Below are 13,550 nucleotides of genomic sequence, written 5' to 3' on the forward strand. Positions count from 1 at the left end.
TAAAAAATTAATTTTTTTATTCCTCTGCGCACAACAGGCAAGTATCTGTATATAAAAATCATATGCCTCAATAAAGTTAACTCAATATAATATCAAAATAAATAGTTATACTACCTAGGTATCTAATTACCATCATTTAATGTTTGGTCTTGGCTAAATTGTGTATTGTAAATTGGATGTTCACTATTATTAATATTTATTGTAGTAATGATATGTGAAGTTGGTAATGATGCTTTCTTAGGTAAATTTAATCGTCTTTTTTATTAATGATTAAACTCGTTTACTGATAAGTATGCTTGACCTGTTTGTGAAGCGTGACGTCTTATCCTTGATATGATTTCTTTAAAACTCATAACACCAGAGAAAAATAAATATAAGTGGTTTACATCCATGATGAGTATTGTTGTTTTACTTCCAGATGCCTCCGAAATAGCTATTTGAGTATAACCGCTTACTGATATCATGATGCCCATTGTATTATCTGCCATTTTGCTGACTTTTGCTTTTAAGGAATCGATCTCTTGAACTCCAGACAGATTTTTCGTAAATTTTAATTCTAAAAGATAGGTTGTCCCTTCATGAGTTAAAGAACCATCTATTTGTCTACCACTAGTAATATATGGCCGTTTACTTTGTATTTCACAAAAATCAAGTAATTGATAAAACCATTTTTCAAAAGCATATCCTCCTTCTTGTGTTCCTATTTGTGATTGTAATGCCTCAAATCCTTGTTGCAGTTTGTGCTTATCAGTTTGTGATCGTTGAATGCGTTCTTTTTCAATTCGTGCTTGCTTTTGTATTTCTAAACGCTCTTTTTCAGATGTAACTTGTTCATTTAGTTGTTTTAAATACGATTTTAGCTCTTGCACTGCTTTGTGAGCAGCTTGTATTTTTAAAATTGAATCTTCCCAAGGCCCCCTTAGATCAGGAAAAGACGATTGTTCTGATAGGCTATGTGCCATGTGAGAAATAACCGCTTTGCCTTTTGCTGTTTGTTGTAATCCATTAAAAAGTCGATCTAAAAAGATACGTTTGGTCTCATCATCTGACCAAGTTGCAATGAATGTAGAAGAAATATTAGATGACTTAAGAAATTTTTTAAGAGCCTCTTTTCTCCAATAAGATTTGAGAAGGGCTTCATAAGTTAAATCAATTAGACGAGGGGTTATATTTATAGCCATAAAAGCCTCTTTCTGATTTATGTCTTTATATTCTTCAATTTGCTAAGAGCTTATATTGTTAGATTCATACAAATGATTGTAAAGGAACATTGTTGTTTAGCATTTTATAATTACGTAATAAAGTAGAAATGAAATATAAATTATATAGTCGCTTTATGGATTAATAAAAAAACATACAATAAAATGGGTCTTTAATTATGCATATATTACAAATTGCTATTAAAAGATGAAGATTGCGGTGATATGTTGGTGTATGATTGATTGGTCTTTAAGATTTAAATAGATAATGTTTCAAAGGTTATTCTTGAAATTTTTCAAAATAAGAGGGATATATTTTAATATATTCTTAAATTTTTAATAGGATTTGTTAAATGCCCAAATATCGTTCACATACTTCTACTCAAGGTCGTAATATGGCTGGGGCTCGTGCATTATGGCGGGCAACGGGAATGAAAGATGGGGATTTTAACAAGCCTATTATTGCTGTGGTGAATTCTTTTACCCAGTTTGTGCCAGGTCATGTTCATTTAAAGGATCTGGGTGATGTTGTTGCACGGGAAATTGAGGCAGCAGGCGGCGTTGCCAAGGAATTCAACACGATTGCTGTCGATGATGGGATCGCGATGGGGCATGATGGTATGTTATATTCATTGCCTAGCCGCGAAATCATTGCTGATTCTGTTGAATATATGGTGAATGCACATTGTGCCGATGCGATGGTTTGTATTTCAAACTGCGATAAGATTACACCTGGTATGTTGATGGCTGCGATGCGTTTAAATATTCCAGTGATCTTTGTTTCTGGTGGTCCTATGGAGGCTGGAAAAAGTAATGTTTCAGATCGTAAGTTAGATTTGGTCGATGCGATGGTTGTCGCTGGGGATAATAGCGTTTCTGATGCACATGTTGCTGAATATGAACGTTCTGCTTGCCCAACTTGTGGATCATGTTCTGGCATGTTTACAGCGAATTCCATGAATTGTTTGACTGAGGCTTTGGGATTATCTTTTCCTGGTAACGGAACCATGCTAGCAACTCATAAAGACCGTGAGTTATTATTTAAACGTGCAGGAAGTCGTATAGTTGAATTATGTAGACAATATTATGAGCAGGGGGACGATAGCATTTTACCCCGTTCAATTGCACAAATTGCTTCTTTTGAAAATGCTATGACATTGGATATTGCGATGGGTGGATCAACAAATACCATTTTGCATTTATTAGCCATTGCACAAGAAGGTGAAGTTCCATTTACTTTGGAAAATATCGATCGTTTATCTCGTCAAGTTCCACAGCTTTGCAAGGTGGCGCCCAACACTCAAAAATACCATATTGAAGACGTACATCGTGCAGGTGGAATTTTTTCTATCTTGGCTGAGTTGGCCAAAGGTGGTCTGATTGATACAACGGTAAAAACCATTCATTTTGAAGTATTAGGTGAGGCGCTACGCCATTGGGATATTACAAGTAGTAAAGAGGAATCTGTTTTACAGTTTTATAAAGCAGCACCTGGTGGTGTTCCGACACAGCAAGCATTTAGTCAAGATAAGCGTTGGGAGAGCTTAGACACTGATCGTAAAGAGGGTTGTATTCGTAGCGTCGAGCATGCTTATTCTCAAGATGGTGGTCTTGCAGTCTTATACGGTAACATTGCCGAGGCTGGGTGTGTGGTGAAAACTGCAGGTGTGGATAAGTCTATCTTGACTTTTACAGGCAACGCCAAAGTGTTCGAAAGTCAAGATGCCTCTGTTGAAGCAATTTTAAGTGACCAAATCGAACCTGGTGATATTGTCATTATTCGTTATGAGGGGCCAAAAGGTGGGCCAGGTATGCAAGAAATGTTGTATCCCACTAGCTATTTGAAATCTAAAAATCTTGGCAAATTGTGTGCGTTATTAACCGATGGTCGTTTTTCAGGCGGAACCTCTGGGCTTTCGATTGGGCATGTATCCCCAGAAGCGGCATCTGGGGGAGCCATTGGGTTGGTTCGGGATGGAGATAAAATCATTATTGATATTCCTAATCGTTCTATTCAACTTGATATCTCTGACGCAGAGTTACAACAACGCCGTGCAGAGCAAGATCAAAAAGGTTGGAAGCCAGCGAAGCCTCGTGCTAGAAAAGTCAGTCTTGCGTTGAAAGCCTATGCCATGATGGCAACTAGTGCTGATAAAGGTGCGGTAAGAAATAAAGAGCTGTTTACGTAATAAAATAAATAGCATAATTATATAAAATATAATTATGCTATAAAGTTTACGGAATAATTTCTTTTACAAAAGGAGGGTGATGGATAGTGTTAAATGAAAATGCTTCTTTTTTGCCAATTTTAGGTAATTTTAATGGTCCGTTTGCTTCAGATGGTCAATGTTATGATATGAGTCATAGCCCAGAACGCGTGTTACCGATGCCTATTACCGCATACGATGCTCAACGATTTCAAGAGTTTGAATTGGGCTTAAGAGCTTATGATGTGAGAAGGATTATAAGAAATACTGCTGCTGTAGATGGAAAGGAGAGTGGAAAAGCCATCATGCAGGCTCGGACTTTAAAGATTTGCACCATTGAGAATGCTTATCTTGTTATAGCTCCTGAATTATATGGTGTTATTGTTCAAAATGACTATCAGATTATTGGTCCTCCTTCCTGTTTTAGAAATCGTATAATTGATAGAGAGGGTTGTATAAAAAATATTCCATTTAGAGATAAATTGGATGATATTTTTGTAGGTTGCGATGCAGCCTCTACCAATTATTATCATTGGTTATTATATGCAATTTCAAAAACACAGTTTGCAAATTCTATATTGCCATCTGAAACGCAGTTAGTTCTTCCATCAAGAAGTAGTCTGTTTGAAAATAGACAGCCTGCATATAGTTTATCAACTTATGAACAAACACTTGCGCTGAGTGGTTTAAAAGATCGCGTTACTTTATTAGATGTGGGTATTTATCCAGTTAAAAAGTTATCTTATTGTTGGCATATTCCAGATTTTAAGCCTGAGTTGTATTTGCTTTTTTCTGAAGTCTATTCTTTATTTGATAAATTTGATGTGCCTAATATGCCTGAATTACCAAAACGCATTTATATTAGCCGCGAAAAGGGGCACGATAGTAGAGTTAATAATGAAGAAAAAGAAATAATAGAGCGTGTTTTACAAACCAAAGATATCCAAAAAATATGTTTAGAAGATATGGATTTTATTACGCAAGTTGCCCTTTTTAGACAGGCAGAATTTGTAATGGCTCCTCATGGTGCAGGTTTAGCAAATATGGTTTTTGCTCGCCCAGGAACGGCTTTGTTAGAATTTAACCGTCAATTTGAACAGCCCTATTTAAGAAATTGTTTTTATCTAATCACGGCTATGAAACAGCAACCCTATTGTTATTTTAATTTATCAAAAGATCAATTAACAGAGGATTATTTGTTACAAGCAATTGATCGATTAAAGCCAAATTGGTGATTGGGATGATCATCGTTTTCTAACTTAAAAATCTCGTATTGGTATTGATGTCTTACAGGGAATTTAATCCGTGTTATCACCTTGAAAAGGTGGCTGTCCTACGATTTTTGTAGGAAACTAATAAAGAGGTAACGGCATAGCCGTGAACTGTATGTTAAGATTTATAGGATATTTATTAATTATACGCAATCATTATGGTAATGATTGGCGTCCCGTACGGGATTCGAACCCGTGTTGCCGCCGTGAAAGGGCGATGTCCTAGGCCTCTAGACGAACGGGACAGAGGCAATATGTTCTTTTTGAATAGCAGAACGAGCTATGTAGTATAAACACCAACAATCATTATGGTAATGATTGGCGTCCCGTACGGGATTCGAACCCGTGTTGCCGCCGTGAAAGGGCGATGTCCTAGGCCTCTAGACGAACGGGACAGAGGCAATGAGGTTCTACTTACATGGCAATTGGGTTTTGGTCAAGGACAATTTATACAAAAGCTGCATCTTTTATGAAAAAATCTGCATTTTCACGACCATTCCAGCTATTTGTGCGCAACCATCCTGCTAAATGCATAGGGCGACGGTTGTTATAATCCTCTAAATATGGCGTAATCGGATGTTGATCGGCCTTAAACATCAAGGCTTTGATGCTGGCACCATTTTCCCCTTGCAGTGTTAACCGTAATGTATTGCTGTCTTTGCCGATTCTATCAGAGCGCAGAATATGAACATGAGATAACACAATCAAAGGCTCATCATTTCCGTTCCCAAAAGGGGTCAGACGCTCTATTTGTTTAGCCAGTTCAACCGTAGCCCCCGCAACAGTGGTGACGCCTTCGACTTCTAAATCAACGACACTGGGTGCGTCAGCAGCTTTGGATAAATATTCATTCAGGAACTGATGCAAAGCCTCTGTTTGATCTTTGTGATAGCTATATCCAGCAGCCATAGCATGACCACCACCATGCAGTAATAATCCTGCTTGCTTGGCTGCAATAATTGCTGCACCTAAATCTAGCCCAATAATAGAACGTCCAGACCCTTTGATCATCCCATCTGAAAGCTCTGCCCCAATCAAGGTAGGTCTGTTGATTTGTTCTTTAATTCGTCCTGCCACAATACCAACAATGCCAGGATGCCAGTCACTATGATGTAATAGAATAACAGGCGAGCCTTTTTCATGCTGTTCTAACGCTAAGTCGGTTGCTTGTTGTAATACACCTTGTTCAATATTTTGGCGCTGTTTGTTAATTGTGTCTAAGCGTTCTGCTAATTGATGGGCTTCCACAGGATTATGACAAGTCAGCAATTTTAATCCCAAATCAGATTCGGAGATACGACCGCCAGCATTAATTCTGGGGCCTAAGGCAAAACCACAACTGAATGCATCAGGTGCTTTTTGCACGCCCGAGACTTCTAGTAGTGCAGCAAGGCCAATCCGTTCTCTCTTCCCTAAAACTTTCAACCCTTGCGTGACAAGCGCACGATTTAAGCCGGTTAATGGCATGACATCACAAATTGTCGAAAGTGCCACTAAGTCTAATAAGTTGAAAAGATCAGGTTTTGGATGATTTTCAAAATATTGCTGCTGCTGCAAAGCTCTGGTAACGGCGATGCAAGCAATAAAACTGACCCCACCAGCACATAAATACCCTAATCCTGAATCGCAATCTAATTGATTCGGATTGACGCTGGCGAAAATATGAGGTGCTGTCTCGCATTTATGGTGGTCAAGTACAATAATGTCAGTTTTATCTTGAGGGGTTGCATCAAATACTTGATGTGAAGCAGCCCCACAATCGACACATATAATTAATGTCACGCCTTGATCAATGAGGCTTTGCAAGGCGGGGATATTGGGTCCATATCCTTCTTTGATTCGGTCAGGAATATAGACGATAGGGGAGAGGTCAAGATCATTAAAATATTGCGTTAAAATAGCTGAAGAACATCCACCATCAACATCATAATCGCCGAAAATAGCAATTTTTTCCTGTTGAATAACGGCTTTGGCAATGCGATCGGCTGCTTTGTCCATATTTTTCAAACAAGAGGGGTTGGGCAATAAGTTTTTTAACCTTGGATCAAGGAAATGCTCAACTGCTTGGGGTGAGACCCCACGCACGGCAATCATCCTGCCAACGATGTCGTAAAGCGAGGCTTTTTGAGCTATATGTTGAGCATGGCGATCTAACGCGGTTGGATCGCAAGAGGATGGCATACGCCATAACCACCGCCGCCCAGAAAGGCTTTGTTGTATATTCAGGGCAAGCGGTGCTTCAGAAGAAGGTTTTTTTAATAATTCAGACACTGGCTAACAGTTAAATTTATTTAATATCCATTGGTTTTGCTAAGATATTATGGCGTGCATTCACAAAGCGAACCGTTTTTGAGCGAGAACGTGTTACCAAAGAATTGGTCCATACGTAATTTCCTCTCCATTGAACGCCTTTTAGAATATCGCCCGTGGTAACGCCTGTTGCAGAGAATAATACATTGCCACTGGCCATATCTTCTAAGAAGAGTTTTCTTTGAGGATCGCCTTCGCTCATTGTTTTGGCACGATCAATCTGAGATTGATCTTCAAACAGTAAACGCCCTTGCATTTGCCCATCAAAGCATCGAAGTGCAGCTGCTGCTAATACTCCTTCGGGAGCACCACCAGAACCTATGAATATATCGACATTACTGTCAGGGATACAAGTAGCAATAATCCCAGCCACATCCCCATCAGAAAGTAGTTTAACCCGCACGCCGACTTCACGAGCCTTGGCAATCATTTCTTGATGGCGGTCTCTGTCTAATGCGCTTAGTGTAATTTCAGAAACATCTACTTTTTTTGCTTTGGCAAGGTTACGCAAATTGGTTTCAATAGAATTATCAATATCAATCACGCCTTCTGGATAATCAGGGCCAATTGCTATTTTGTCCATATAGATATCTGGAGCATGAAGGAATTTGCCCTCTTCAGCCAAGGCAACCACCGTAATCGCATTAGGAAGGTTTTTAGCAGTCAGATTAGTTCCTTCTAATGGATCAACAGCAATATCCATTTTTGGGCCACCGGAACCGACGTTTTCACCAATATAAAGCATTGGTGCTTCGTCCATTTCACCTTCACCAATTACCACTGTTCCAGAAATGGCAACAGTGTCAAATGCATGCCTCATTCCCTCTACTGCGGCATTGTCAGCCTCGTTCTTTTTCCCTCGGCCAATCCAGCTAAATGATTGAATAGCAGCAGCTTCGGTGACTCTGACAAGTTCTAATGCAAGATTGCGATCAGAAACAGTATAGGTTGAGGTCGTAGGAGAAGAGAGAGGCATAGTAAATGATATCCTTAAAATAACTGCTTATGCTTCTTCAATACGAAGCATAATATGTTTTTCTGTAATAACTGGGAGTTTTTGAATGGCTTGTAAGGCTCGCAGTAACGATTCTTCTTTGGTCTTATGCGTTACTAAAATTATAGGTACAATAGGTGTATCATCAGTATCATTGGTTGCACCATGTTGTAGTAAGCTGCGCAAAGACACATTATGTTCTTTTAAAATGGTTGCAATATCCGCAACAACACCAGGTTTGTCTTGAACCATTAATCGAATGTAATAGGCTTTGACAAATTCATTGCGAGAGACAACGGTCGCTGGCGTTAACTCTTTCCAATCGGTTCCCCACATTGGAATGGTTGAACCTCTGGCAATATCAATAATATCAGCACTGACTGCGGTGGAAGTTGGTCCTTCTCCTGCACCAGCACCTTCTAACATTAATCGGCCAGAAAATTCGCCTTCGGTAAAGACCGCATTGGTCACACCATCTACACGCGCAAGTGGCGTATCACACGGTAACAAAGCAGGATGAACGCGTAATTCGATACGGTTATCTTGGTGTTGTTGTGCAATTCCAATCAATTTGATGGTATATCCCAGCTCTTTGGCATAGTGTAAATCGTCTGGATTGATGCCACGAATACCTTCAACAAAAACATCCTTAAAGTGAATCGTATGTCCAAAACCTAGGCTGGCTAGAATAGCCAATTTATGCGCTGCATCGAACCCATCAATATCGGTTGAAGGATCTGCTTCGGCATAGCCCAGTTCTTGAGTTTCTTTAAGAATATCATTAAATGCGCAACCTGTCTTCGCCATGGCAGTCAAAATATAGTTACAAGTCCCATTTAAGATCCCACCAATCCGTTTTAAACGGTCTGGGGTTAATGCTTCTTTGATGGTTTTAATAACAGGAATTCCGCCTGCAACAGCAGCTTCGAATAAAAGTGGAACATTTTTTTCTTCGGCAAGTTTTGCCAATTCATCGCCATGCAAAGCAATTAATGCTTTGTTGGCAGTAACCACGCCTTTGTGGGCTTTTAATGCTGCACAAACCAAATCATAAGCAATTCCGTTGGCGCCACCAATCAACTCGACAACAACGTCAATCTTAGGATTGGAAACAAGATCCATTGGGTCATCAACCCATTGAATATGGGATAAATCGATCCCTCGATCTTTTGCTTTGCTTTTGGCACTGATCGCCACGATTTCAATAGGACGACCAGCTTTGTGGGTGACAGCATTGGCGTTGGCTTGTAAAAGGCGGACAACGCCACCTCCTACGGTTCCAAGACCAGCAATTCCCAGTTTTAATGGTTTGCTTACAGACGGGTTACTCATAAAATGTTCTCCAGGTTACGATAGATATATAGATATTCGTTTAACTTTATTATTTCGAATGAGAATTCATAAAGTTTTTAATAGAGCGACAAGCTTGTCGTAATCTTTGGGTATTTTCAACCAAACCAATACGAACAAAATCATCGCCATATTCGCCAAAGCCCAAGCCAGGTGCGACAGCAACCTGTGCTTCCTTCAGGAGCAATTTGGAAAATTCGACACTGCCCAAATGTTTGAATTGCTCTGGAATAGGTGCCCAAGCAAACATAGAGGCTGGTGGTGAAGGGACATCCCACCCCGCATTATGGAGGCCTTTAATCAAGGTATCACGGCGATCTTTGTAGAGATCACGCATTTCTTGGATATAATCTTGTGGGCCATTTAATGCAGCAACCGCAGCAATCTGAATAGGGGTAAATGCCCCATAGTCAAGATAAGATTTAATGCGAGTCAAAGCAGCGATTAGTTTAGGATTACCGGCGGCAAAACCAATGCGCCAACCAGCCATGGAATAGGTTTTTGACATAGAAGTAAATTCAACTGCGATGTCTTTCGCGCCAGGCACTTCCAAGATAGAAGGTGGAATTTGGTCACCATAATACAGCTCTGCATAAGCAAGGTCTGACAGAATCCAAATGGATTCTTTTTTAGCAAACGCGACCAGTTCACGATAGAAATCTAAGCTGGCAACATAGGATGTGGGATTGGATGGGAAATTCACGATTAATGCGGTGGGTTTGGGAATCGAATGATGAACCGCTCTATGCAAGGCTTCGAGCATATTTTCGTCTGGTGTTGCAGGAATAGAGCGTACCGCTGCCCCTGCAATGATAAATCCAAATTGATGAATGGGATAAGATGGATTGGGAACTAAAATTGTGTCCCCTGGGCTGGTAATAGCGGATGCTAAATTGGCCAAGCCTTCTTTGGAACCCAATGTCACGATTGCTTCGTTTTCTGGATCCAAAGATACATTGAAACGACGTTGATAATAATTGACTAATGCTTTACGCAGCCCAGGAATTCCACGGCTTACGGAATATCCATGCACACGAGAGGATGAAGTTGCTTCAACTAATTTTTGCACCACATGTTCTGGTGGGCGGCTGTCTGGGTTTCCCATGCCGAGATCGATAATGTCTTCACCGCGCGCACGTGCCGCTTTTTTCGCCGCGTTAACTTCTGCAAAGACATAAGGAGGGAGGCGGCGTATGCGATGAAATTCTTCGGTCATAGGAAACTCTATTCTGTGAAAATGTTAAAATAATAAATTATTCGTCCATTCGAATTCGGACACCATGGCCGATAGCATGTGCACGAATGATAATAGACGATTCTGGTACATTATGAGCAATTAACATTTTTGCAACTGTTTTTGCACGTAATAATGCCAAAGATAATGCTTTTGATTGTGAATCCGGTGAAATTGAATAAGCATCCCCATATCCGTGAACAAAAATGGTGCGTCCATGGCGTTGCCAAGCAATCGAATTGATAAGCCCATCTTGTTTAGGATTGGGTGTATCTGAATCAACAGGAAATGTGATTAAATCTCCCTTTGGAGCCTCCAAAGGTAAAGCTGCGGGTTGAAATACAGGGGGGAGATGCGCATCAGAAGGAATATTAAAACCAGGAAATTTCGAGGGCGCAGGTGGGTTCACAGGAATTTCAGGAATGACAACAGTCTGATTATCAATTTGTGCGCGCAGAGCGGGCATTACCACAGGCACAGGTGCCGGAGGGGGTTCTTTTTTCGATTCTTTGGGTTTTTCTTCTGGTTTTTTGGTTTCTTTAGGTGGTGGACTATCTGGCTGCTTCGGATCAGGAGGTGTTGGATCCTGTCCAACAGCGTCAAAGGATGCGGATGATGTTTGTGAATTTTGATTATTTTCTGTTGTTTTTGATTGGTCTGTACGGGGTGCTTGTTTATTGTCTGCTACTTGTTGAGGTGCAGCTGGAATTTTTGGAATTTCAAGAGGTGTAACCGTATTTTGCCAATCAGATAAGGTTCTATCCCTGGTTAATGAGTTCGTAATTTCATTTCTTAACGCAGGGGACGGCAGCGCAGGGGGTTGGGTTGGTGTTAATCCAACATAAGGATAAGATTGATCGTTTCCAGGGACAGGCAGGCGAGGTTGTGAGACGATCCCGCCTTCAATATTGTGGTACCAGCCCACGGGCGTTTTAATAACAGGACTATTTGCACAGCTTGTTAACCCTAAAAAACCGATGAATAAACTATATCGAAAAACTGGTTGACGGATAAAGGACACTCTTTTGAACCTTAAATTTAAAAACAGCATTAAATAATTTTAATAGTATTATAGGTTTTTTTACGAATACGCTATTTTCCTTTTGCAACACTTGGAAAATAATCATGAAAAATCATGGCCAAAAGAAAATATATTAAAAAAATAGTGGTTTTTATATAAAGAACACTAAATTATTTTCTATTCTGATTGTTGAAGTGTATAAGGATTAGCAACAAATGTATTTATATGCAGTTTATATGTTTTATTGACTTTGTAATATTAAGGGGAAGATAAATGAATTTTATGCAAACGACGTCGCATGATGCGATAATTTTAGATGATAATGATCCAGAAGAACCCGTAAATCCCTCAGAAAAAAATGAAAAGGAAGAAAATTCAGCCCCATCAAGTTCAGTATTGGAAAGCAAACTTTTTAAAGAGCGCAAAATTTTAATATTTGGTGAAGTTCATGACAAATTAGCCAAGGAAGTAACCGCGCGTCTGTTGGCTTTGGCATATGATTCTGATCGTCCAATTGATGTTTATGTGAACTCACCTGGTGGTCATGTTGAAAGTGGCGATACCATTCACGATATGATTCGCTTTGTTGATGCGCATGCGCCTGTGAATATGATTGGTACAGGATGGGTTGCATCTGCTGGCGCGTTGATTTTTGCTGCAGGTCACAAAGAACGTCGTTTCTGTTTGCCTAACACGCGTTTTTTACTCCATCAACCTATGGGTGGGGTCAGAGGTCCAGCGACCGATATTGATATTGAAGCAAGAGAAATTATTAAAATGCGTGAGCGTTTAAACTATATTTTTGCCAAGGAAACTGGTCATTCTTATGAAAAAATTGCAAAAGATACAGACCGCAATTACTGGATGTCCGCAAAAGAGGCAATTGAATATGGATTAGTCAGCAAAATTATTCATACATGGTCTGACTTAAAATAATTTCATCGAGGGAGATTTGGTTAAATGTCTAATTTAGAAGCGATTTACACGCAGTTACCTGAAAATTTGCACGATTTACCTCAGCCTAAATCTGATAAAGAGTTAGAGGAAATGAATTATCGAGTACGCCATTGGATGAGTGCTATTCCTGGTTCGATAAAAATCGGTAGTAAAGAGCACAAGCAGGCAATGTGTCAGATGTTTCGTGAGACATTTAACCCCTATAGACCTACTTTTATGGATTGGCCAAAATTAAGCGAAGGAGAAATTAATCGGTTAAAAAGTCTGCCGATCTGGGATATTGCTGTTCACACAGAAGGTAAAGCACGCCTTAGAATGGCAGCTTTTGTAAATGAATTGCTTGATCCCGAAGTGGCAGATGCCATCGCCAGAAATGCTTGGGAAGAAAACCGCCATAAAGAAGTTCTTGAGGATATGGTCAAATTTTATGGTATTCCCCTAGCTCAAGAGCAGGAATACCAAGCACCCAAAGATGCAGAATGGGCCTATATGGTCACAGGATTTAGCGAATGTTGGGATAGTTTTTTTGCTTTTGGTTTATTTGCTATTGCTGAAAAGTCTGGTTTTTTTACAAAAGAGCTTATTGAAACGTTTGAACCCGTAATGCAAGAAGAGTGTCGTCATATCTTGCTTTTTGCGAATTGGCTTGCTTGGCATCGTAAAAATATGCCTTTATTAAAAAGGGCAAAATTCGAAGTTAAACTATGGGCCGTCCATGCATTTTTAATTTATGAACGTATGGGGTTAATTAGAGATGTCGACGTTGATGGACAGGAATATTACGAAGATAATAACTTTACCATTAATGGTGTTGCTGAGTTGGGAAAAGAAAAGACGACACTTAAAGAATTTTTAAAATTATGTCTTGCTGAAAACGATCGTCGTTTTGCCGGCTATGATCGTCGCTTGGTCAGACCCAAGACAGCACCATTTTTAACAAAATTACTATTACGTATTTTGCCAGAAAAGATAAAAAACAAACAAATTGGTTGATAATCTGAATGATT

At 39.7% G+C, this 13,550-nt stretch carries 10 protein-coding genes and 2 tRNA genes; 4 read left to right on the top strand and 8 right to left on the bottom strand.

Going from position 1 to position 13,550, the window contains the following annotated elements; genetic code table 11:
* Positions 1-263: 263 nt before the first annotated feature.
* A complete protein-coding gene (locus PQG54_RS08725) occupies positions 264-1,181 on the bottom strand; it encodes a restriction endonuclease (RefSeq protein ID WP_271790813.1) in 918 nt (305 codons plus the stop codon).
* Between the two features lie 371 nt (positions 1,182-1,552).
* Here PQG54_RS08725 and ilvD point away from each other — a divergent pair, with 371 nt between their 5' ends.
* Positions 1,553-3,388, top strand: a complete 1,836-nt coding sequence (gene ilvD, locus PQG54_RS08730; protein ID WP_271790814.1) for a dihydroxy-acid dehydratase — start codon at positions 1,553-1,555, stop codon at positions 3,386-3,388.
* Positions 3,389-3,474: 86 nt separating this feature from the next.
* Positions 3,475-4,641 (top strand): glycosyltransferase family 61 protein, encoded by a 1,167-nt coding sequence (locus PQG54_RS08735; protein WP_271790815.1) that lies wholly within the window; start codon positions 3,475-3,477, stop codon positions 4,639-4,641.
* 205 nt (positions 4,642-4,846) lie between these two features.
* On the opposite strand, the gene PQG54_RS08740 is transcribed toward PQG54_RS08735, so the two are convergent.
* The 7 genes from PQG54_RS08740 to PQG54_RS08770 all read right to left on the bottom strand — a co-directional run bounded on the left by PQG54_RS08740 (position 4,847) and on the right by PQG54_RS08770 (position 11,586).
* Positions 4,847-4,922 (bottom strand) — tRNA-Glu (locus tag PQG54_RS08740).
* Between the two features lie 74 nt (positions 4,923-4,996).
* Positions 4,997-5,072: transfer RNA gene (locus PQG54_RS08745), tRNA-Glu, on the bottom strand.
* A gap of 52 nt (positions 5,073-5,124) precedes the next feature.
* Positions 5,125-6,858, bottom strand: coding sequence for a single-stranded-DNA-specific exonuclease RecJ (gene recJ, locus PQG54_RS08750; protein WP_370866916.1), 1,734 nt, complete (start codon positions 6,856-6,858; stop codon positions 5,125-5,127).
* Positions 6,859-6,964: 106 nt separating this feature from the next.
* Entirely contained in the window at positions 6,965-7,963 is a 999-nt protein-coding gene (glpX, locus tag PQG54_RS08755; RefSeq protein ID WP_271790275.1) for a class II fructose-bisphosphatase, read from the bottom strand.
* Positions 7,964-7,990: 27 nt separating this feature from the next.
* The gene (locus tag PQG54_RS08760) at positions 7,991-9,313 is read right to left on the bottom strand and encodes a homoserine dehydrogenase (protein WP_271790276.1); all 1,323 of its coding nucleotides are present in this window, start codon (positions 9,311-9,313) and stop codon (positions 7,991-7,993) included.
* A gap of 49 nt (positions 9,314-9,362) precedes the next feature.
* The gene (locus tag PQG54_RS08765; RefSeq protein WP_271790277.1) at positions 9,363-10,547 is read right to left on the bottom strand and encodes an LL-diaminopimelate aminotransferase; all 1,185 of its coding nucleotides are present in this window, start codon (positions 10,545-10,547) and stop codon (positions 9,363-9,365) included.
* A gap of 37 nt (positions 10,548-10,584) precedes the next feature.
* Positions 10,585-11,586, bottom strand: a complete 1,002-nt coding sequence (locus PQG54_RS08770; RefSeq protein ID WP_271790278.1) for a hypothetical protein — start codon at positions 11,584-11,586, stop codon at positions 10,585-10,587.
* Between the two features lie 273 nt (positions 11,587-11,859).
* Between PQG54_RS08770 and PQG54_RS08775 the strand changes: the two genes are divergently transcribed.
* Together PQG54_RS08775 and PQG54_RS08780 are read left to right on the top strand one after the other, a co-directional pair.
* The gene (locus tag PQG54_RS08775; RefSeq protein WP_271790279.1) at positions 11,860-12,522 is read left to right on the top strand and encodes an ATP-dependent Clp protease proteolytic subunit; all 663 of its coding nucleotides are present in this window, start codon (positions 11,860-11,862) and stop codon (positions 12,520-12,522) included.
* A gap of 24 nt (positions 12,523-12,546) precedes the next feature.
* Entirely contained in the window at positions 12,547-13,536 is a 990-nt protein-coding gene (locus PQG54_RS08780; RefSeq protein WP_271790280.1) for a ferritin-like domain-containing protein, read from the top strand.
* Positions 13,537-13,550: the final 14 nt, after the last annotated feature.

It is taken from the genome of Commensalibacter communis, assembly GCF_947179015.1.
GTDB classification, from domain to species: Bacteria; Pseudomonadota; Alphaproteobacteria; order Acetobacterales; family Acetobacteraceae; genus Commensalibacter; species Commensalibacter communis.

Coding starts and splice junctions, on each gene's coding strand:
- PQG54_RS08725 (WP_271790813.1), bottom strand. CDS start 1,181: ATGGCTATAAATATAACCCCTCGTCTAATTGATTTAACTTATGAAGCC.
- ilvD (WP_271790814.1), top strand. CDS start 1,553: ATGCCCAAATATCGTTCACATACTTCTACTCAAGGTCGTAATATGGCT.
- recJ (WP_370866916.1), bottom strand. CDS start 6,858: ATGCCATCCTCTTGCGATCCAACCGCGTTAGATCGCCATGCTCAACAT.
- glpX (WP_271790275.1), bottom strand. CDS start 7,963: ATGCCTCTCTCTTCTCCTACGACCTCAACCTATACTGTTTCTGATCGC.
- PQG54_RS08760 (WP_271790276.1), bottom strand. CDS start 9,313: ATGAGTAACCCGTCTGTAAGCAAACCATTAAAACTGGGAATTGCTGGT.
- PQG54_RS08765 (WP_271790277.1), bottom strand. CDS start 10,547: ATGACCGAAGAATTTCATCGCATACGCCGCCTCCCTCCTTATGTCTTT.
- PQG54_RS08775 (WP_271790279.1), top strand. CDS start 11,860: ATGAATTTTATGCAAACGACGTCGCATGATGCGATAATTTTAGATGAT.
- PQG54_RS08780 (WP_271790280.1), top strand. CDS start 12,547: ATGTCTAATTTAGAAGCGATTTACACGCAGTTACCTGAAAATTTGCAC.